15 protein-coding genes are annotated in these 20,377 nt (G+C 67.0%); 5 read left to right on the top strand and 10 right to left on the bottom strand.

The window, feature by feature from the left end:
• Window positions 1–6 precede the first annotated feature (6 nt).
• The 5 genes from exbD (at window position 7) to GDH07_RS00880 (ending at window position 5,820) form a co-directional block, all read left to right on the top strand.
• Window positions 7–435, top strand: coding sequence for a TonB system transport protein ExbD (gene exbD / locus GDH07_RS00900; protein WP_152896500.1), 429 nt, complete (start codon window positions 7–9; stop codon window positions 433–435).
• A complete protein-coding gene (locus GDH07_RS00895; protein ID WP_085594204.1) occupies window positions 432–1,184 on the top strand; it encodes an energy transducer TonB family protein in 753 nt (250 codons plus the stop codon). Before exbD ends, GDH07_RS00895 begins: the two co-directional genes overlap by 4 nt.
• A gap of 150 nt (window positions 1,185–1,334) precedes the next feature.
• On the top strand, window positions 1,335–2,255 hold the full coding sequence (locus GDH07_RS00890) for a hydrogen peroxide-inducible genes activator (protein ID WP_022641853.1): 921 nt from the start codon (window positions 1,335–1,337) through the stop codon (window positions 2,253–2,255).
• Window positions 2,256–2,264: 9 nt separating this feature from the next.
• Window positions 2,265–4,340: an ATP-dependent DNA helicase RecG gene (gene recG / locus GDH07_RS00885; RefSeq protein ID WP_022641854.1), complete on the top strand. Its 2,076-nt coding sequence runs from the start codon at window positions 2,265–2,267 to the stop codon at window positions 4,338–4,340.
• Window positions 4,341–4,419: 79 nt separating this feature from the next.
• Complete coding sequence (locus GDH07_RS00880) at window positions 4,420–5,820, top strand: aminoacyl-tRNA deacylase and HDOD domain-containing protein (RefSeq protein WP_053133622.1); 1,401 nt, start codon at window positions 4,420–4,422, stop codon at window positions 5,818–5,820.
• Between the two features lie 94 nt (window positions 5,821–5,914).
• Here GDH07_RS00880 and GDH07_RS00875 read toward each other — a convergent pair whose 3' ends face one another.
• The 10 genes from GDH07_RS00875 to GDH07_RS00830 all read right to left on the bottom strand — a co-directional run bounded on the left by GDH07_RS00875 (window position 5,915) and on the right by GDH07_RS00830 (window position 20,374).
• A complete protein-coding gene (locus GDH07_RS00875; RefSeq protein WP_022641855.1) occupies window positions 5,915–6,298 on the bottom strand; it encodes a hypothetical protein in 384 nt (127 codons plus the stop codon).
• Between the two features lie 140 nt (window positions 6,299–6,438).
• Window positions 6,439–7,368 (bottom strand): type VI secretion system-associated lipoprotein TagQ, encoded by a 930-nt coding sequence (gene tagQ, locus GDH07_RS00870; protein ID WP_022641857.1) that lies wholly within the window; start codon window positions 7,366–7,368, stop codon window positions 6,439–6,441.
• An 83-nt stretch (window positions 7,369–7,451) separates the two neighbouring features.
• On the bottom strand, window positions 7,452–9,164 hold the full coding sequence (locus GDH07_RS00865) for a formylglycine-generating enzyme family protein (protein ID WP_152896499.1): 1,713 nt from the start codon (window positions 9,162–9,164) through the stop codon (window positions 7,452–7,454).
• The gene (locus GDH07_RS00860; protein ID WP_152896498.1) at window positions 9,157–10,359 is read right to left on the bottom strand and encodes an ABC transporter permease; all 1,203 of its coding nucleotides are present in this window, start codon (window positions 10,357–10,359) and stop codon (window positions 9,157–9,159) included. Before GDH07_RS00860 ends, GDH07_RS00865 begins: the two co-directional genes overlap by 8 nt.
• Entirely contained in the window at window positions 10,359–11,075 is a 717-nt protein-coding gene (locus GDH07_RS00855; protein WP_152896497.1) for an ABC transporter ATP-binding protein, read from the bottom strand. Before GDH07_RS00855 ends, GDH07_RS00860 begins: the two co-directional genes overlap by 1 nt.
• On the bottom strand, window positions 11,075–14,161 hold the full coding sequence (locus GDH07_RS00850; RefSeq protein WP_152896496.1) for a serine/threonine-protein kinase: 3,087 nt from the start codon (window positions 14,159–14,161) through the stop codon (window positions 11,075–11,077). Before GDH07_RS00850 ends, GDH07_RS00855 begins: the two co-directional genes overlap by 1 nt.
• Before the next feature lie 2 nt (window positions 14,162–14,163).
• Entirely contained in the window at window positions 14,164–14,898 is a 735-nt protein-coding gene (locus tag GDH07_RS00845; protein WP_022641861.1) for a PP2C family protein-serine/threonine phosphatase, read from the bottom strand.
• The gene (tagF, locus tag GDH07_RS00840) at window positions 14,899–15,552 is read right to left on the bottom strand and encodes a type VI secretion system-associated protein TagF (RefSeq protein WP_152896495.1); all 654 of its coding nucleotides are present in this window, start codon (window positions 15,550–15,552) and stop codon (window positions 14,899–14,901) included.
• Window positions 15,549–19,052, bottom strand: coding sequence for a type VI secretion system membrane subunit TssM (gene tssM / locus GDH07_RS00835; RefSeq protein WP_053133605.1), 3,504 nt, complete (start codon window positions 19,050–19,052; stop codon window positions 15,549–15,551). Before tssM ends, tagF begins: the two co-directional genes overlap by 4 nt.
• Complete coding sequence (locus GDH07_RS00830; protein ID WP_053133602.1) at window positions 19,049–20,374, bottom strand: DotU family type VI secretion system protein; 1,326 nt, start codon at window positions 20,372–20,374, stop codon at window positions 19,049–19,051. Before GDH07_RS00830 ends, tssM begins: the two co-directional genes overlap by 4 nt.
• Between the last annotated feature and the right edge of the window lie 3 nt (window positions 20,375–20,377).

The following is a 20,377-nucleotide window of genomic DNA, read 5'->3' as shown; positions in this document are numbered from 1 at the left end:
TCGGCCATGGGCTTGCATTTGAAGGAAGGGGCAGGCGACGACCTGGCCGAAAACCACGAGATCAACGTTACGCCGTTCATCGACGTGATGCTGGTGCTACTGATCATCTTCATGGTGGCCGCTCCCCTGGCCACCGTGGACATCAAGGTCGACCTCCCCGCCTCCAGCGCCAAGCCGGCGCCGCGCCCTGAGAAACCGGTGTTCCTCAGCGTCAAGGCCGACCAGCGTCTGTTCCTCGGCGAAGACGAGATCAAGGCCGAGACCCTGGGCGCCGCCCTCGACGCCAAGACCCAAGGCAAGAAGGACACCACGATCTTCTTCCAGGCCGACAAAGGCGTTGACTACGGCGACCTGATGAGCGTGATGGACACCCTGCGTGCGGCCGGCTATCTGAAGGTCGGCCTGGTCGGACTCGAGACGGCAGCCAAGAAATGATCACGACGCGCCAAAGACTGACGCGTTACAGCGGTAGCCTGGCCGTGGTGCTGGGCGTCCACGCGGCGGCGATCGCACTCGCCCTCAACTGGTCCAAGCCACAGCCGATGCCCATTCCACCCCAAGCCATGGTGGTCGAATTGGCGCCTGCCCCTGTGCCGCCTCCTCCGGCACCACCGAAAGTGGTGACCCCGCCACAACCACCGGCTCCGGTGGAAGAGCTGCCGCTGCCCAAACTCGCCGAAGCGCCCAAGCCCACCATCTCGGTGCCCAAGCCGGTCAAGCAGAAGCCCAAGCCACAACCACCAAAGCCAGTGGAAAAGCCGGAGCCGCCGAAGGAAAAACCTTCTGACGAAAAGCCCAGCGACGCTCCGGTGACACCGGCAACGTCGAGCAACCCGGCACCGGCGACCCCGGGTCCATCGCCAGCCCAGGCGGCCGCCAAGGCCAACTGGCAGGGCGAGCTGCAGGCGCACCTGGCCAAGTACAAGCGCTACCCGAGCGAAGCCCAGCGACGCGGTAAGGAAGGCACCAACTCCCTGCGCTTCGTGGTGGATGCCGAAGGCAAGGTACTGTCCTACGAGCTGGTCGGGCGTTCAGGCAATGCCGACCTGGATCGCGCCACCCTGGACATGATCCGTCGCGCCCAACCGCTGCCCAAGCCACCCGCCGACATGCTCAACAACGGCAGCGTGGAAATCACCGCCTCGTACAACTACGAGATCGACCGCAGCCGCGGCCGCCGCTGATCCAAGGCAAGGGCACCGCAGGGTGCCCTTCGCATTCAACAACCCGTCCGACACAGGCATTGGCGGGTGTCGCACTCCTCCCTCAGTCTGATAACGTGCGTCTATCGATTGCAGCCGTTATGCTTGGCCGCAACCTCACGGACGCCCGCTATGACCCTTACAGAACTGCGCTACATCGTTACCCTTGCCCAGGAGCAGCATTTCGGCCATGCCGCCGAGCGTTGCCACGTCAGCCAGCCCACCCTCTCGGTCGGCGTGAAGAAGCTCGAGGACGAACTCGGCGTGCTGATCTTCGAGCGCAGCAAGAGCGCCGTGCGCCTGACACCGGTAGGCGAAACCATCGTCGCCCAGGCGCAGAAGGTCCTGGAGCAGGCCCAGGGTATCCGTGAGCTGGCCCAGGCCGGCAAGAACCAGCTGACCGCCCCCCTCAAGGTCGGCGCCATCTATACCGTCGGCCCGTACCTGTTCCCCCACCTGATTCCACAGCTGCACCGGGTCGCCCCGCAGATGCCGCTGTACATCGAGGAAAACTTCACCCACGTGCTGCGCGACAAGCTGCGCAACGGCGAGCTGGACGCGATCATCATCGCCCTGCCGTTCAACGAAGCCGATGTGCTGACCCTGCCGCTGTACGACGAACCCTTCTATGTGCTGATGCCCAGCGACCACTCCTGGACCCGCAAGGAAACCATCGACGCCAGCCTGCTCAACGACAAGAGCCTGTTGCTGCTGGGTGAAGGCCACTGCTTCCGCGACCAGGTCCTGGAAGCCTGCCCGACCCTGACCAAGGGCAACGACGGCGCCAAGCACACCACCGTGGAGTCCAGCTCGCTGGAAACCATCCGCCACATGGTCGCCTCGGGCCTGGGCGTCTCGATCCTGCCGCTGTCGGCGGTGGACAGCCACCACTACGCCCCCGGGGTCATCGAGGTCCGTCCGCTGACCCCGCCGGCACCATTTCGCACCGTGGCCATTGCCTGGCGCGCGAGCTTCCCGCGGCCCAAGGCCATCGAGATCCTCGCCGACTCGATCCGCCTGTGCTCCGTGGCCAAGCCGCCCGTCGCCAGTTAAGCCGTCACCATGACCGAGTTGTCGAAGGTGCCGGTGACGGCGCTCAAGGGCGTCGGCGAAGCCATGGCCGAGAAGCTGGCCAAGGTCGGCCTGGAAAACCTCCAGGACGTGCTGTTCCACCTGCCCCTGCGCTATCAGGACCGTACCCGCGTGGTCCCCATCGGCGCCCTGCGCCCGGGCCAGGATGCGGTGGTCGAAGGTACCGTCAGCGGCGCCGACGTGGTCATGGGCAAGCGCCGCAGCCTGCTGGTGCGCTTGCAGGACGGTACCGGCGGCCTGAGCCTGCGCTTCTACCACTTCAGCAACGCCCAGAAGGAAGGCCTCAAGCGTGGCACCCGGGTACGTTGCTACGGGGAGGCTCGCCCGGGCGCCTCGGGGCTGGAGATCTACCACCCTGAATACCGCGCCATCAGCGGCGACGAACCACCGCCGGTGGACCAGACCCTGACCCCCATCTACCCGCTCACCGAAGGCCTGACCCAACAGCGCCTGCGCATGCTCTGCCAGCAGAGCCTGGCCATGCTCGGCCCCCGCAGCCTGCCGGACTGGCTGCCCGAGGAGCTGGCCCGGGACTATCAGTTGGCGCCCCTGGACGACGCGATCCGCTACCTGCACCACCCACCGGCCGACGCCGATGTCGATGAGCTGGCCCTGGGTCATCACTGGGCCCAGCACCGCCTGGCCTTCGAAGAGCTGCTGACCCACCAGTTGTCCCAGCAGCGCCTGCGCGACAGCCAGCGCTCCCAACGCGCGCCGGTGCTGCCAGTGGCCAAGAAGCTGCCGGCCCGCTACCTGAAGAACCTGGGCTTCGCTCCCACCGGCGCCCAGCAGCGAGTAGGCAACGAGATCGCCTACGACCTGAGCCAGCCCGAACCCATGCTGAGGCTGATCCAGGGTGACGTCGGCGCCGGCAAGACCGTGGTCGCCGCCCTGGCGGCCCTGCAAGCGCTGGAGGCCGGCTACCAGGTGGCGCTGATGGCGCCCACCGAGATCCTCGCCGAACAGCACTTCATCACCTTCAAGCGCTGGCTGGAGCCGCTGGGCCTGGAAGTCGCCTGGCTGGCCGGCAAGCTCAAGGGCAAGAGCCGCAGCGCCGCCCTGGAACAGATCGCCGCCGGCGCGCCCATGGTGGTGGGTACCCACGCACTGTTCCAGGACGAAGTGCAATTCAAGAACCTGGCCCTGGTGATCATCGACGAACAACACCGCTTCGGCGTCCAGCAGCGCCTGGCCCTGCGCCAGAAAGGCGTGGGCGGCCGGCTTTGCCCGCACCAGTTGATCATGACCGCCACGCCCATTCCCCGGACCCTGGCCATGAGCGCCTATGCCGACCTGGACACCTCGATCCTCGACGAATTGCCGCCGGGGCGTACTCCGGTGAACACCGTGCTGGTGACCGATAGCCGGCGTATCGAGGTGATCGAGCGAGTGCGCGCCGCCTGTGCCGAGGGACGCCAGGCCTATTGGGTCTGCACCCTGATCGAGGAATCCGAGGAGCTCACCTGCCAAGCCGCCGAGACCACCTACGAGGACCTCTCCAGCGCCCTCGGCGAACTGCGGGTGGGGCTGATCCACGGCCGCATGAAGGCGCCGGAAAAAGCCGCGGTCATGGCCGAATTCAAGGCCGGCAACCTGCAACTGCTGGTGGCCACCACGGTGATCGAGGTCGGGGTCGACGTGCCCAATGCCAGCCTGATGATCATCGAGAACCCGGAACGCCTGGGCCTGGCGCAACTGCACCAATTGCGCGGCCGGGTCGGCCGTGGCAGCGCCGCCAGCCACTGCGTGCTGCTCTACCATCCACCGCTTTCACAAATCGGTCGTCAACGCCTGGGCATCATGCGTGAAACCAACGACGGCTTCGTCATCGCCGAAAAGGATCTGGAATTGCGCGGCCCGGGGGAAATGCTCGGCACCCGGCAGACCGGCCTGCTGCAGTTCAAGGTCGCCGACCTGATGCGCGATGCCGACTTGCTGCCCGCCGTACGCGACGCCGCCCAGGCACTGCTGGAGCGCTGGCCGACCCACGTCAGCCCGCTGCTGGAGCGCTGGTTGCGCCACGGCCAGCAATACGGTCAAGTGTGAACCAAGCCTCAGTTAGTGAACCATTGGAATGACCAAGCTGGTTATACTGGTCACATTGTAGAAAAACGGATACCACGCCATGACAGAAGTTGCCCTCGCCACTGCAACCCCGCACGCGCCATCTGTCATCCGGTTGCTGCTCGGCAAGCTGGCCATCGGCTATAACGAAGTCATCGACCGCCCCGAACTGCCCGCCTCGCGCAAAGTCCAGGCGGTGTTGCTCGATGACGCCGTCGGCGCCCTGATGGTGCTGTTCCCACAGAGCCAGTTGCTGGACCTGAACCGCCTCGCCGAGCTCACCGGCCGACGCTTGCGCTCGGTCTCCACCGAACGCCTGGAGCGCATGCTCGGCAAGCACAGCCTGAGCCTGCTGCCTGGCCTGCCGGCCCTGACCAGCTCGCCCTGCCTGTACGAAGAAAGCCTGCTGCACGAGCCCAGCCTGCTGATCCACTCGGGCGAGCCGGGTGTGCTGCTGGAAATCACTCGCGAAGACTTCAAGGGCATGCTCAGCAAGGCCAGCGCCGGTACCTTCGGCGAGTCCCTGAGCAGCATCCGGCCCAACCTCGACCGCCCGGACGATGACCGCGAGGAAATCTCCCAGGCGATGCAGGCCTTCACCGCCCGGCGCATCCAGCAGCGCCTGGAAGCCACCATCGAGATCCCGCCCCTGGCGGAAACCGCACAGAAGATCATCAAGCTGCGGGTCGACCCCAACGCCACCATCGACGACATCACCGGGGTAGTGGAAACCGACCCGGCACTGGCCGCGCAGGTGGTGAGCTGGGCGGCATCGCCCTACTACGCCTCGCCGGGCAAGATCCGCTCGGTGGAAGACGCCATCGTCCGCGTGCTCGGCTTCGACCTGGTGATCAACCTCGCCCTGGGCCTGGCCCTGGGCAAGACCCTGAGCCTGCCCAAGGACCAGCCGCAGCACGCCACGCCGTACTGGCAGCAGTCGATCTACACCGCCGCGGTGATCGAGGGCCTGACCCGCGCCATGCCCCGGGCCCAGCGCCCTGAAGCCGGCCTGACCTACCTCGCCGGCCTGCTGCACAACTTCGGCTACCTGCTGCTGGCCCATGTGTTCCCGCCGCACTTCTCGCTGATCTGCCGGCACCTGGAGGTCAACCCGCACCTGTGCCACAGCTACATCGAGCAGCACCTGCTGGGCATCAGTCGCGAGCAGATCGGCTCCTGGCTGATGCGCTACTGGGACATGCCGGACGAGTTGTGCACCGCCCTGCGCTTCCAGCACGACCCGAGCTACGACGGCGCCTATGCCGAGTACCCGAACCTGGTCTGCCTGGCAGTGCGCCTGCTGCGTAGTCGGGGTATCGGCTCCGGCCCCCGCGAAGAGATTCCCGAGGCCCTGTTCGAACGCCTGGGGCTCAGTCGCGACAAGGCCGAGGATGTGGTGAGCAAGGTGCTTGAAGCCGAGGTGTTGCTGCGCGAACTGGCCTCGCAATTCAGCCAGGCCTGAGTCTTTCTGCAGGCCCTTGCGGCCTGCAGAATCCCTTCCGGATCATCTCCTGCGACCGGTCGCGGCCCTGCCGCCGACTGTCGCGTCGAACGCCTCAAGCCTTGGGCTTGGACTTCTTGGGCTTCAGGTACTTGGTCAGCCCCTGGAACCAGATCACCAGCGCCGGATTGCCCTTGATCTGGATCGACTTGTCCTGGATCCCGGTCATGAATGCCAGTTGCTTGTTCTTCGCCTGCATGGTGGCAAAGCCGTACGCCGCGTCCTTGAAGGCGATGGCGAACGCCGGCTCGGGATAGAACCCCGAACGACTGGTGACACGCTGGTCCTTGACGAAGAAATGCCGAGCAACCTTGCCATCGAGCGTCTGCAGCTGGAAAACCAGCTCCTTGTCGCCCAACTGTTGCTGGAAAGCGGGATTGTTGCGACTGGCTTTGCCCATCAACAGGCCAAGCACCCAGAGGAGAAAACGAAATTTCATGCGCGGCGCCTCAGTGGAATTATTGGATGGCCGGCGCAGTGTAACCTGTAACTCGCCGAGCGCCAGCCGATCCGTTCGATTGCTCGAAGATCGCCTGGCGTTCAGCGCTTATCGCTACATCTTGTCAGACAATCACTGACTCAGACGTTCGGGCAAGGTACCGGTGCCCAGTCGCCCAGGTCCGGGTTCTTGCACATGCTGTTGACCTGGGTCTGGCCGGTGGTGGCCACCTTATTGCTCTCGGCCTGCTTGGTCTTGGCCTGCTGCATCGACTTCTCGGTGCTCACCGCTTCCTTGGGCACCACTGGCAGCTTCGCCTTCGGAGGGGTTTTGCCTTTGCCCTTGCCTTTGCCGGTGGTGGTCACTGGAGTGGTATCGGCGGCGGCGACCTTGACCACGTCGGTGCGCTGCACGCCCACCTGCTGCAGGTCTTGCTCATAGGCCTGGTTGTACTTGCTCAGGTCCTCGCTGGCCCGACCGTTCACCGCGGTGATCAGGTCGTTGGACTCCTTCAGCCCGCTGACGATTTCCGCCAGGCGCTTGCGCCCTTCCACGTCATTGATGCTGTTGGCCTTGCGCGCGCTGATCAGGCTGTCGAAGGCGCGCTGGTAGCACGTCTGCGAAGCACGGGCATAAGCGGTGCTGCGGTCGATGTCGGCCACGCTCTTGTTGACGTCAGTGGCGTAGGACGCGATGCGCTGGTTGTCATCGGCGATCTGCTTCTGGCGTTCGGTGTAATAGCCGGCAGCACCGCCAGCCAGGGCACCACCGGCGGCGCCGATGGCCGCGTTGCGACCGCGATTCTCACCACCGGCAAGAACCCCGAGCAAGGCACCGCCAGCAGCGCCCAGGGCAGCGCCGGTGACGACCGACTTGGTCATGTCCGAATCAGTGGTACGCAGGTGCTGCACCGGCTCGTAGCAGCTCGGGTAGTACTCGACCTTGGTGGTGGAGGCCACCTTGGACACCGGAGAGGTCGCGCAACCGGTCAATACGGTGCTGAACCCGGCGGCAACCAACAGCAGGTGACGCTTGGACGTTGAAGCAAATGGGTTGCGGGAAAAAAGCATGTTCGTGATCTCGATTAAGTTTGACCAACTCGGCGCGACTCAAGGTCGTCCGAGATCCTCCAGGCTCGACAGACAGCGGCCGGTCACGACTTCTGACCGGTCGATGCGAGCAGTTCCTTCAAAATCGTCGCCGGGTCGGCCCGCTGTTTCTGGCGGTAGTCCCCGACATGGCGAACGAATAACGTAGCGCGCGTCACCAGGCTCTTGCCGAGCACCGGCTTGCGATTGAGCTCTTCCTTGATCCGTTGAAATTGCGCCTGGATCACCGCGTCGGTGTAACGGGTGCCCGTGGCCAGGTTGTCGATATAGATCGCCACCGCCCCGTCCAGGGCGCTGCGGCCGTTGTCGATGGCTTCGGCGAACAGCTTGGCGCTGGGCTCGTCCTTGGCATCGAGGGCTTGCTGCTGGCTCTTTTTCAGGTTGGTCAGGCGAATGTTGTAGTTGTTGATCGTCTCGGCCACCAGCGCCGAGGACTGGATCAGGTTGCCCGCCGCTTCCTCGCGCTGTTGGGCGATCAGCGAAACGTTGCGCTTGAGCTCTTCGTTGACCAGCCCCAGCTCGGCCTGTAGCCGTGGGTCGACGCTGGCGGCGATGATGCTGTCCAGGCGCTTGGTCGGATCCTGGGCGTCGTCGATGGCGTCGGTCAGGGACGCCAGGCGCCCTTCCTTCTGCCATTGGGCGAACAGTTCCTTGTAGCGCGAGCGCGGCGCCGACAGCGCCCCGATGGCCACCCGGAAGCCGGTGGTCTCGTTGCTCTGCTCGGTGCCGTCGGCGGCGAACAACGGGTATTCGCGACGCATGCCGGTGAACAACGTGCCCTCGCCCTCCAGGTAGTTGCCGCCCTTGACCACGAAACCACCATAGGTGCCCTGGCGCCGGCCGGCGTGCACCAGCTGGAAGGACTCCTGGACCATCTCCGCGGCGTTGCCGATCACGTCGAACAGGCCGATGGGGTTGGGCAGCTTGGTGCCGATGGGCATCAGTCGTGCCGCCTGGCCGGTACCGCCAGCCACCTGGTTGAACACCGCCCAATCGCCCAGCGGGCCATCACTCTCGCTGCCCTCCACGCGCCTTGGGAACAGCCGGCCTTCCAGCTCCTGGCGGCTCACCGCCTGGCCGCCACGGGCAGCGTATTCCCACTCCACTTCGGTGGGCAGGCGCACGAAGCCCAGGCCGCCGTCCTCGGCGGAGCCGCCACGCCCGCTGACCGGCAGCAGATCGCGATGGTTCTTCATCAGCCAGGCGCTGTACACAGCGGCGAAGCGCTCGGCCTCGAAGCGCGACAGCTTGACCTTGGGCAGGCGCCCCTGCATGCCTTGCGGCGCCTCGCAGGCCGGGGCCGGTTCGCCGCTGGCCAGGGACTGGGCCTGGGCCATCACCTGGGCGTACTGGCGAGCCGTGACCTCGTACTTGCCGATGAAGTACATCATCGGCTTGAGCGGCACCCCGGTGCCGGCCTTGGGCAGCAGCGGGCCGATGGTCTTGGCCCAGGGGCCCGGCAAGTCCTTGAGGGTGAACTGGCCGTTGATGTAGTCCCGCCGGTAGCCGGAAATGAACGACTGCTGGTAGCCGCTCTCGCCCTCGGCGAAGGGATAGCCGAGGTTGATCTCGCGGTCATCCAGGGTGCCCTGGGCCAGCACGTAGACGTAGCGGAACACCATCTCGCCATCGCATGGCAACGGCAGGCTGACATCGCCGGCCAGGGGCTTGGGGTTATCCATCTTGTTGCCGGGTTCATCGGCCCACGCGCCCCCGGCCAGGGTCATGGCCAGCACGGCGCTGATCAACTTATACATCGCGAATTCCTTCACAGGCTTCAATGCGCGCCACCCGCCAGCCGCCCAGCGCGGCGGCCAGGGTGCTGACGCCCAGCGTCGCCAACAGGGCCAGGCCGAAGTGGCCCGGCAGCAGATGGCTGGCGTACTCGCCCGGCACCTGCATGAACAAATGATTCAGCCCGGCCTGGGCCAGGGCATACAACACGCCGCTCAGCACGGCGGCGAAAGCGGCGCTGTACAGCGCCTGGGCCACCACGAACAGCAGCAGAGCCCCGGTGGAAAAACCCAGCAGGCGCAGCACCGACAGCTCGCGGCGCTTGCGCTCCACCGCCGCCAGGGCGCCCGCGAAGATCGCCGCGAAGGCCCCGGCCAGAGCCAGCCCGGCGATGATCCAGAACACGATCGACAAGTTGCGGCTCAACGACTGCACCTGGGCGATGGTCTGGGCCTGGGTCGACACCAGCAGGCCGCGCTCGGCGAAATAGCGGCGCAGCGGCTCGACATCGTCGAGGCTGCGTGCATACAGGCGAAACGCCGGGTACACCCGCTGCCCGGCCTGGGTCGGGGCGCCACCGGCCCAGCCCATGGCCAGCACCGCACGGCCGTCGCGATAGTCCTCGGCGGCCTCCAGCAACTCCAGCGGCGCCAGCAAGGCATCGCGGGCAAAAGCCTCCAGGGGCAACACGCCCTCGACCTGGACCCGGGTCCGCTGCACCTCGCTGCGCCCGGCCACCTGGCGGCCGAAACTGGCCTGCAGCCAATCCCCAGGCCGGGCCCCGAGTTTCTCGGCGGCGGTACGGCTGAGCACCACCCCGTTCATGCCTTGCAATGCCGGCAACGACCCCAGCAAGGGGTCGGTAGGCGCGGTAGGCAGCATTTCCACGGTCAGGCCAACATCCCCCTCGCCTCGCGCCAACTCCGCCGTGGCGGCGATCTGCCGGGTCCTGGGCAAGGCGAACGCCACGTCCGGGCGCTGGCGCAGTTCGGCAATGAACGCGGCATTGAAGCGACCACCACCCAAGGGGATGACCTCGCGCACCGCCGGGTCCTTCTCCAGGCGCTCGGTCAGGCTGCTGACCAGGCCGAACTTGAGTCCGAACAGCACCAGCAACGGCGCGATCACCGCCACCAGGGCCAGCACCGAGCAGGCCGAAAGCCAGGTATCGGCCCGGTAGTCCTGCCAGGCCAGCGCCGCGATCAGGGCTGCACGCATCAGCACGCCTCCCCGAGGGTCGCGGTCACGCCGCCATCGACATCGCGCTGGCAGGCGATACGCCGGATCTGCAAGCCATTGGCCCGCGCCAGCGGCTCATCGTGGGTCGCCACCACGCAGCACAGCTGCTGGTCCCGCGCCTGTTGCACCAGCAGTTGCATCACCCGCTGGGCATTCAACGGGTCCAGGGCCGCGGTCGGTTCGTCCGCCAGCAGCACCTGCGGACCATGGGCCAGGGCCCGGGCGCAACTGACCCGCTGGCGCTGGCCCACCGAGAGGTCGACGGGTTTCTTGTGGAGCTGGTCGACGATCTCCAGGCGCTCGGCCAGGCGCCGGGGAATGCCCTCGTCGGCCAGGCCCAGCATCTTGCGCGGCAGGCTGATGTTGCCCCGCACATCGAGAAACCCCAGCAAGCCGCCGGTCTGCAGCACATAACCCAGGTGCCGGCTGCGCAGCTCGGCCAGGGCGCTGTGCCCGGCCTGCTTCCAGATCCCGGCGATATCGAGGGTTTCCCGGTCCGGGGCGAAATCGAAGCGCCGGCTCGAATCCGGGGCCAGCACCAGCGCCAGCAGGTCGAGCAAGGTGCTCTTGCCGCAGCCGCTGGGGCCCACCACCGCCAACTGGTCGCCCGCGCGCAATTGCAGCCTGGGGATCACCAGGCTGTAGCGTTGGCGTCCCTCGCCGCGGCTCTTGCGCACATCCAGAAGGTTCAGCATCAGGGCAGGGTCGACAAGGGAACGCGGTACAGGGCATCACCCGGCTCGGCATCGCCGAAGCGCACCCAGTTGGCCAGGTCGTTGTGGAAGGTCTCGTAGAGACGGATCTTCGAATCCAGTTCGTCGATGAAGTCTTCCTGTTCGGCCACGCTCAACGACAACCACAGGTCCTGGGTCATGTTCAGCGACTTGCTGCGATACGGCAGGCCTTCCAGGTATTCCCCCAGCACGCCGCCATCGGCGAGATTGCCGCCCTTGCGCAGGGCTGCCGGGTCGCGGCTCATGTAGGCACTGGCGCTGGCGATTTCCTGGAAGAAATCCTTGGGCGAGGTCTGGGTCTTGCGCGCCGCGTCGACGATTAATTTCAGCGACTGCTGCAAGTCGTTGAGCTGCAGCTTGGTGAGCATCACGCAGACCTGGAACGCCGGCAGCGCCGGGTTGGTCAGGTCGCGGTCGGCGGTCCAGGCGCTGACCAGTTGCGGCGCCTGGCTGGCGGATTTGTGCCCGAGGAAATCCATGTGCATGGCGTAGCCGATGGCCGCCGACTTCTCGGCGATGCTCGGGCTCGCCGCCAGCAGCGGGACGGCCTGCTCCTGGTTGCTGCGCACCTGGTGCACCAGGTCGGCGAACACCGTGCCGATCTCGTCGACCCGCTCGCCGAACTTGCCCACGTCGCCACCGGGTACCGGGATGTACAGGTCGCCGATCTTCGGGTTGGCGTCGGCGGTCAGCACCCGGTATTGGGTCTCGGCCTGGGCGTGGTTCTTCTTGCCGGCATCGGAGCGCAGGTGCAGGGCATAGATCTTGATCTGCTTGCCCAGGGCCGCCTGGCGCACTTCGGCCTCGTTCATCTGGGTCCGGCTGTAGGGATCGTTCTTGCGCAGGGCGCCGGCATCGCTGACCAGCAGGATCAGGCGGCCGCCGTAGCCCTTCCAGTCCATGCCCTCCACTGCCTGCATGATCCCGGCGAAGGCATCTTCGTTGAACGAGTGGCTGGACACGCTGGTGGCCTTGACCTGGCTCACCAGCTCCTGGAACCGCTGGGGATCGCGGCCCTGGTCCAGGGTCACCAGGGTCTTGGCGACATATTCAAGGCCCGGGGTCTTCTTGATGTTGTTGCGAAAGCCCACCAGGCCGAAGCTGACGCTGTCCAGCTCGCCGCGCGCGGCCAGCTTGCCTTGCAGCTCATGCACCACATCGCGGACCCGGTCGATGTAGGGCTGCATCGACACCGAGGTATCCACCACCAGCACCACGGCGGTGCGAAACGCGTCACCGGCGGCTGGCGCAGTATTCACCGGCAGGCGCTTGCCGGCGTTGTCGCTGATGCTCTGCGGGCTGTTGCCCGGGTCGATGGAAGCGACATTGAGCAACTGCACCGGCTGGCCGTTCTCGTCGAAGCTCTCCTTGGCGTCGAAGATCGGCAGCAGGTAGAACTGGTCCTGGGGCACCGCGCTGGCATTGGGTTCCAGGGCCAGCACCTGCTGGTCGTCCTGGGGATTCTTCTGCGCATTGAGCAGCAGGTTCTTGGCCGCCGCAGGATCGGCCAGCAGGCGTTCCAACTGGCTGGCCTGGCGCACGAACATCACCGGCGCCCGCCCGGAGCGCTCTGTGAACTTGAGCACCAGGCTCTGCTTCCAGTCGCTGACCTGGTCCTCAGGCAGCCAACCGGCGCTGCGACCATCGCTGGCCGCGCCCAGGCGCAACCAGGTGCGGCCGTCGAGGCTCTTGCGCTGGTACACGTACAACACCGAGAACGCCGGCACCGCCGCGCCCGGGGCAGCTCCGGGCTCGCTGGAGAAACTCGCCCCAGGCTTGCTCAGCACTCGCTGGAACAGGGTCTTCTTGCCCGCCATCAGCAACGGCCGCTGGCCGCCATCGGCATCGCTCGCCACGGGCTGGTTCACCGGCGGCGCCACGCTGGACGTGCTGCCGCTACCGGAGGCCGGGGTGCCGGCCACGGTCTTGGGCGCTGGCTGCGGGCTGTCCCCGGACAACCACCAATAGCCACCACCAGCCACGGCCAGGGCTACCGCCACGGCCACGCCGGCCAGGGCCAGCACCGGGCCACGCCGCTGCCCGGTCGGCTCGGCGCCCTGGGGCGGCAGGCTGGAGACGCGCTGGGGCTGCGCCACAGGTTCCGGACGCGGCTCCTGGCGCGGGGCCGGTTGCGGGGCCTGCCGGGGAATTTCGATGGAGACCGGGGTCAGCCCGGCCAGGTCGTTGCCCGCGGGCACCTCCAGGGGCGGCAAGGGCAACGGCTGGATCAGCGTCGCCTCGACCTCCGGGGCCGCCGCCGGCAGGTTGTCCAGGGCCGCCAGCAAGGCTGCGGCATCCGGGTAGCGCTCCGCCGGGTCCTTGGCCAGCAGCTTGCCCAGGATGTGCTGGTAGCGGCCGTGGTGCACCGGTAGCTCCGGCAACGGTTCGGTGAGGTGGGCCAGGGCCGTGGACAAGGCATCGGTGCCGTTGTACGGCAGCTTGCCGACGAGGATTTCGTACAGCACCACGCCCAGGGCATAGAGGTCGGCGCGGCCGTCGATGTCCTGGCCACGGGCCTGCTCGGGGCTCATGTAGCTCGGAGTGCCGACGGCGAAGCCGGCCTGGGTGAACTGGGTGCGATCATCCAGGGACTTGGCGATGCCGAAGTCCGAGAGTACCGCCGTGCCATCGGCGCGGAACAGGATGTTGGCCGGCTTGACGTCACGGTGCACCAACCCCTGGGCGTGGGCATAACCCAGGGCCGAAGCGATCTGGCGGATGTAGGTCAGGCCCTGCTCCGGGGTCAGCCCGGCGGCGATGCGCTCCTTGAGCGTGCCGTTGGGCAGGTACTCCATGGCCATGTAGTACAGCTCGCCGACATTGCCGATGTCGTGGATGGTCACGGTGTGCGGGTGGGACAGCCGCGCCAGGGTCTTGCCCTCGCGCAGGAAGCGCTCACAGAAGCTCGGGTCGGCGGCCAGCGAGGCAGCCATGACCTTGAGCGCCACCTTGCGCTCCAGGGAGCGCTGGGTCGCCAGGTACACGCTGGCCATGGCGCCTTCGCCAATCTCGCCCTGGATATCGAAGCCGGGAATCAGAATGTCCATGGTCAGTGTCCTGCGGCCTTGATCACGATCGCGGTGATGTTGTCCGGCGCACCCCGGGTCAGGCCCAGGTGGATCAGGCTGCGCACCACATCGTTGGGCTCGTTGTGACTGAGCACGTCGCGCAGCTCGAAGTCCTCGGCGGTCTTGTTCAGGCCATCGCTGCACAGCAGGAAGGTATCGCCGGCCTGCACTTGCAGGTCGACCTGGGACAGCTCCAGCTGGGCCTCGACACCAATGGCACGGGTGACGATGTTGGCCCGCGGATGAACCCGCGCCTCGGCCTCGCTGAGCAGGCCGCTGTCCTGCAGGTCCTGGACGTAGCTGTGATCCCGGGAGATGCCCTCCAGTTGCTCGTCACGCAGCCGGTACAGGCGGCTGTCGCCAGCCCACAGGCACACCGCCTGGTCGCCGCGTACCGCCAGCAGCACCACGGTGCTGCCCATCATGGTCACGCCACGGTTGGCGGTTTCCTCGCGCACCGCGGCATTCACCGCCGCCAGGGCATTGCGCAACGCCGCGACGTAGTGTTCCAGGCTGTCGCCGCCCGGCACCGCGCGCAGGCTATCGACGATCAGGCTGCTGACGTAGTCGCCGGCGGCGTGCCCGCCCATGCCGTCGGCCACCAGCCAGAGGCCGGTTTCCGGGGCTTCGAGCCAGGCGTCTTCATTGATTTTCCGCACCATGCCGACATGGCTGTAGCTGGCGGACTGGTAGGACAGTTGTGGCGCTGAACGCATTTAGACGGCACCCTCTTGCCCGAGCAGAAATTGCCCAAAATCACTGGCTGGCGGCAGCCCCTGGCAACGCAGCAGCATCGGACTGATGTACTGCGAGCCACGTCCCCACCAGACACTCGACCCGTCCAGGGCCAGGGCGGCGAGAACCGCGCTCCGGGCCTGTGGGTCATTCACGTAGAAGCGTTGCAGGCCGGCGTAATGGCTGCCCTCGGCCCGTGGTGCCGCGAGCGGCGCCCCCAGGCCCTGCAAGCCTTCTTCCAGAGTCTCGAAACTGGCGCCCTCGTCGAGGGTTGCCAGCAACAGCTCCTCCACCTGTTCGAACCACTGGTCCGGGCCGCTCACCAGCGAGGCCAGGTCTTCGCCGGGCTCCAGCAGCGCGGCGACCGTCAGGGGGAAATAGCGCCCGACCCGGTCGATGCTCGGCATCACCACCCCGACCGCCGCCTGGGGCCCGCACAGGCCCGGGGCCAGGGCGAAACGCCACAACGGGCTGACCAGATAGGCGTTGAGCCAGTGCTCGCCCATGGCGTTCTGGCTGGCCAGCAAACCCGCCGCCAGCCAGCTGTCCCAGGGGCCGATGAAGCTCTGCGGCAGGCCACGGCTGACGAAGTCGCCACGGCTGGCCAGCTTGCCGTACAGGCCGGGCGCCGTCATAGCCGCTCCGGCAGGCTGAAGCCGCTGAGCACCCGGCTCTTGAACGGGTTGAAGGCGCTGCTGGCACGCAGCTCATAGGAAATGCTCGCGCCATCGACCCGCAACCGCAGGTTGAAGCGGTCCGGCGAGTTGGTGGCGGAAAGGTCCGATTGCTCCAGCAGGCGGAACCAGGCCCAGGGGCCGTCCAGGGTGATCCCCGAACGCCCGCTGGCCGACGGCGGCATGATCGACAGGCGCACCACGCCGATGCTTCCCGGGTTCGGCCACTGCATGGCCACCGGCCGGCTCGGGCCGTGGTCGTAGCTCAGTTGCTGGCCATCCAGGTCGAGCAGGAACTGGCTGATATTGGCGTCCATCTCCACCGGCTTGAGCTCGAAGCGCACGGCCGGCTGGGTGCCGCCGCTGGAGCGGAAGAACGCATCGCGGATGTTCGAAGCACGCTGGAAGGTCTGCAACACCCCGGGGGAAATCCCCAGCTTCTGCGCCGCTCCCGGCTGCCAGCTCCAGGTGGCAGTGGAGGTGTTGACGTAGGGCTGCAGGTACTTGCGGAAGTAGCTGTCCATCACCCCGCCCGCACCGAAGAACTGGCCGAAGTCCTCCAGGGTCGCATCCCGCGAACTGCCCGGCGACATCGGGTAGCGCCCGCTCAGGGACTGGCGGTAGACATTCACCACCTCACTGACCCAGGCCGCGTTCAACTGGTTGCGCACCCCGCCCATCATGGTGTTGGTGGTGGAACCGACCACCGACTTGACCAATCCCTGGACCACTGGCGGCTGGCGCGCGGCGGTCAGGCTGACCCGGGCCGCGGCGGCGCTGGCCTGGTTCTTGGCTTCGCCCAGCAGCGCATCGCCGCTGGCGCCGACCATGGCGCTGACCTGCACGTACAGGGCGTTCATGTCCGCCAGCAGGCCATCGATGGCCGCCGGCTCACCCTCGCCCTTGCTCACCAGGCTGATCAGGTCAGCGAAGTGCAGGCTCACCGGGTCTTCGCTGGCCACGGCCGCCGGACCCGCTGCCTGCTCCTGGCCCAGGAGCGAACCCAGGCGCTGCTTGAGCTGGTCGACCCCGCCCTCGACCTTCTGGCCCTGGGCCGCCAGCAGGCGTTCTTCCTGTTGCAGGTCGGTTTCCCTGGATACCGCCACCAGCAGTTTTTTCAACGGCGAGGTGGGACCGGAGATGATCCGCAGCACGTCGGCGGCCTGGGCCACGCTGGTGATCGGCACGAAGTCGATGTCGGCCAGCAGCGCGTCCCACTGGCGCAGGTAGTCCTGGAAATACAGGCGGCGCACATCGGCGGCCAGGCTGGCGACGTTCTGCTGCTCGGCCTGGTCGCGGCCCAGCACCCACTGCTCCTCGGCCAGGGTGCCGGCCTGGTTGACGCTGGCCAGCAGGAAGCCCTCGCGATAACCCTTGGCGGTGAACAGCCCGCTCAGGGGTTCGCTCAATGGCTTGCCACTCTTGCGCGTGAACACCAGCGCCGCATCGCGGCCACCGGCTTCGCTCAGGCGAAAGTCCGGCACGCCGGCCGGCAGCTTGGCGCGCTTGACCCGGTCGTAGACCCGCTGGGCCACCGGCAACTGCTGCAGCTGGCGACGCAGGTCGTCGATCAGGCGCTGGTCCAGGCGGGCATTGGGCGGATGCTTCTCGAACAACGCCTGCAAGTGCCCGGTCAGGGCCTGGCGCTGGTCGGGCGGCAGCTCGCGGGACAGGGTCTGGTCCCAGTCCAGGGTGATCCAGGCCTTGATGAAGTCGGCATCGTAATGCTCGTTGTCAGCCAGCATCAGGTAAGCCTTGAGCCCCTCGTAGAGGAAGTCCGAGTTGCCGCCGCTGTGCAGTTGTTCTTCGATGCGGGTCATCAACCGTGGGGCGAACACCGCCACCAGCAGCTTGCGATAGACGCTGGCGGACTCGGCCTCGAGCATATCGCCCTGGTACAGGCCAAGACCCTCGGCCCAGCCCGGGGCATCGCCGGCCAGGTTGCGGGTCGCGTTGAGCAGCGGCAGCACCGCCAGCACATCGCGCTGGGCCGGGCTGAGGTTCTGCACGCCCTGGCGCACCGGCGCCACGCGCTGGTCGACCTGGGCGATATAGCTCTGGTTGGCCCGGTAGCTGACGATCCACAGGGTGCCGACCACCAGCACCAGGGCCACGCTGGCGGCCAGGGCGCCACGGGCGATCCATTTGCGCCGACGCTCGACCTTGGGGTTGACCCCCACCAGCCCGCGCTCGGCGAAAGCCACGGCACTGAACAGCTTCTCGATGAAGTAGCTGCGGCCAGTGCCGGTCTGGCGCGCCAGGTGCTGGCGGTCCAGGTTCATGCTCTGGGCCATGGCGCCGATCAGGCGGTCGATGGGGCTGCCTTCCTGGGTGCCGCTGGTGAAGTACACCCCGCGCAGCAGCACCCGCTCTTCGAAGGCATTGGGCTTGAACACGCCTTCGAGGAAGCCCTGCAAGGACTCCTTGAGCGCCGCGAACTGCTGCGGGAACCCGTAGATCAGGTCGCGCCGTGCCGGGTCGCGCTCCTGTTGCAGGCGCTCCACCAGGCGTTCGTTGAGGCGCTGCTCCAGGGCCGCCAGCTCCGCCGGCAAGTGCGCCAGGGGGCTGTCGCTGCCCTTGCCATCGTCCAGGGCGAAGGTCATGCCCCAGACCTGGGCTCGCTCTTCCTTGCTCAGGGAGTCGAAGAACTCCATGAAGCCTGGCACCAGGTCCAACTTGGTCAGCATCAGGTAGATCGGGAAACGCACGCCCAGCTGGGTATACAGCTCCTGGATGCGCAGGCGGATCGCCGCGGCGTGGGCCGCCCGCTCCGCTTCGCTGCCCAACAGCAAGTCGGACAGGCTGATGGCCACGAAGGCACCATCGATGGGGCGGCGCGAGCGCTGGGTCTTGAGCAGGTCGAGGAAGCCCAGCCAGGCCGCCTTGTCCACATTCGCATGGCTGTCCTGGGTGGTGTAGCGGCCCGCAGTGTCCAGCAGCACGGCCTGGTCGGTGAACCACCAGTCGCAATTGCGGGTACCGCCGACACCACGCACGGCGCCTGCACCCAATTGTGCCGCCAGCGGAAAGTGCAGGCCGGAGTTGACCAGCGCAGTGGTCTTGCCCGAGCCAGGCGGACCGATGATCACGTACCACGGCAGTTCGTAGAGGTTGCGCCTCTCGTCACCGCCGAGCTTGGCCTTCTTCAGCAGCACCAGGGCCTCGTCCATGCGCTGGCGCAGGGCCGCCAGCTCCTCGGCGGTGGCCAGGCTGTCCGGGTCCGGTGGCGTGTCGGCCGCCAGGCTCTGCAAGACCTTGGCCGCATGCCGGCGGGCCTGGATGATGCGAAACACCCGGTAGGCGATCCACACCGCGAAGATGAAGATGATCAGGGCCCAGCGCCGGCCTTCCGGCACCAGGAACTCCAGCAGCGGGCCGATGAACCAGATGATCAGGCTCAGGGCGATCAGGCCCAGCAGCGGGATCACCCAGCGAATCACAAAACTGAAAAACGCCTTCACTCGACCCCCTCCGCCAATACGCTGATTTCTACCCGACGATTACGCGCCCGCCCTTCGGCAGTGGCATTGGTGGCCAGCGGTTCGGTATCGCTGCGACCTTCGGCGCTGAAGCGTGCCGGTTGCCCGGTCTTCGCCACGAGGATCTCCTGCACCGATTCGGCGCGGGCCTGGGACAGCTTCCAGTTGGAGGGGAAGCGCAGGGTGGCGATCGGCCGATTGTCGCTATGGCCGGTGATCCGTACCTGGCCCTTGACCTTGCGCACGGCATCGGCGATGCGCAGCATCAACGGCTGGTACTCGTCGCGGATGCTGGCGCTGGCGGAAGCGAACAGCTCGTCGCCACGGATGGTCACCACCGAGCGGTCGGCGGTGTCTTCCACCGCCACGCGCCCGGCACGGATATCGTCGGCCAGGAACCCGGAAAGGCGCGGACGCTCCACCACCTTGGGCTGGATCACCGGACGGTCCAGGGTCTGCACCGGGATCTCGCCCAGGGCATGAATGTTCTTGAACACCGGCTCGGCATCCGCCGCCAGCTTCAGGCGCAGGCCGAACAGCAGGGCCAGCAGCAACGCCACACCGATGGCGATGCCGACCCAGGGCGGCATGAACTGGGCCAGGCGGTCCCGGGCCACGGTCACTCCGCGCCAGTGGGGCGACAGCTCGCGCTCATGTTCGCCACGGGCGCTGCGAATGGTCGCCGCAGTACGCTCGCGCAGGGCCTCGAGCTGGCTGCGACCGTCGATCATCACCCGATAGCGGCCTTCGAAACCCAGGCACATGCACAGGTACAAAAGCTCCAGCAGGTACAAACGCTCGCGCGGGCTCTGCAGGCAGTGCTCCAGCAGCTGGAACACCTTCTCGCCGCCCCAGGCCTCGTTGTGCACGGTGATCAACAGGCTCTGCTTGCCCCAGTCGCTGGTGCTGCCCCAAGGCGTGCTCAGCACCGCCTCGTCCAGGGCGGTACACAGCGCATAGCGGGCCAGCAACACATCGTTGCGCGGTACGCCAGCGGCCTCGGCACGCTCCTCGAACTGGCGCAGGTAGGCCAGCAGTTGCGCCCTCAGGCTGGCCGGCGCCGGATGCGCCAGGGTGCTGCGCAGGCGGGTGAGCAATGCCAGCAACGGGCCAGCAGCGCTCTCAAGGGGGTTCAGGCCCTGGGCCTGGCCGGAAGCCAGCGGCGCCGCCGGCATCGCCAGCGAGGGCGCCGGAGCGGCTGCCGGGCGTCCGGGCTCGGGCGCGCGACCACCGGGGCGCGGCATGAATTGGGTGCGGTCGTTGGCCGGGGACGGCTGCCCTGCCGAATCGTCGAACGGATGCATCGC

Origin of the sequence: Pseudomonas piscis (genome assembly GCF_009380155.1) — a bacterium.
Lineage (GTDB): Bacteria > Pseudomonadota > Gammaproteobacteria > Pseudomonadales > Pseudomonadaceae > Aquipseudomonas > Aquipseudomonas piscis.
Note: the sequence above shows the minus strand (reverse complement) of the source record. Positions and strands in the feature narration are given on the sequence as shown.

Coding starts and splice junctions, on each gene's coding strand:
- GDH07_RS00830 (WP_053133602.1), bottom strand. CDS start 20,374: ATGCATCCGTTCGACGATTCGGCAGGGCAGCCGTCCCCGGCCAACGAC.
- tagF (WP_152896495.1), bottom strand. CDS start 15,552: ATGACGGCGCCCGGCCTGTACGGCAAGCTGGCCAGCCGTGGCGACTTC.
- GDH07_RS00865 (WP_152896499.1), bottom strand. CDS start 9,164: ATGTATAAGTTGATCAGCGCCGTGCTGGCCATGACCCTGGCCGGGGGC.
- GDH07_RS00895 (WP_085594204.1), top strand. CDS start 432: ATGATCACGACGCGCCAAAGACTGACGCGTTACAGCGGTAGCCTGGCC.
- GDH07_RS00875 (WP_022641855.1), bottom strand. CDS start 6,298: ATGAAATTTCGTTTTCTCCTCTGGGTGCTTGGCCTGTTGATGGGCAAA.
- GDH07_RS00845 (WP_022641861.1), bottom strand. CDS start 14,898: ATGCGTTCAGCGCCACAACTGTCCTACCAGTCCGCCAGCTACAGCCAT.
- GDH07_RS00860 (WP_152896498.1), bottom strand. CDS start 10,359: ATGCGTGCAGCCCTGATCGCGGCGCTGGCCTGGCAGGACTACCGGGCC.
- tagQ (WP_022641857.1), bottom strand. CDS start 7,368: ATGCTTTTTTCCCGCAACCCATTTGCTTCAACGTCCAAGCGTCACCTG.
- GDH07_RS00890 (WP_022641853.1), top strand. CDS start 1,335: ATGACCCTTACAGAACTGCGCTACATCGTTACCCTTGCCCAGGAGCAG.
- GDH07_RS00855 (WP_152896497.1), bottom strand. CDS start 11,075: ATGCTGAACCTTCTGGATGTGCGCAAGAGCCGCGGCGAGGGACGCCAA.
- recG (WP_022641854.1), top strand. CDS start 2,265: ATGACCGAGTTGTCGAAGGTGCCGGTGACGGCGCTCAAGGGCGTCGGC.
- exbD (WP_152896500.1), top strand. CDS start 7: ATGGGCTTGCATTTGAAGGAAGGGGCAGGCGACGACCTGGCCGAAAAC.
- GDH07_RS00880 (WP_053133622.1), top strand. CDS start 4,420: ATGACAGAAGTTGCCCTCGCCACTGCAACCCCGCACGCGCCATCTGTC.
- GDH07_RS00850 (WP_152896496.1), bottom strand. CDS start 14,161: ATGGACATTCTGATTCCCGGCTTCGATATCCAGGGCGAGATTGGCGAA.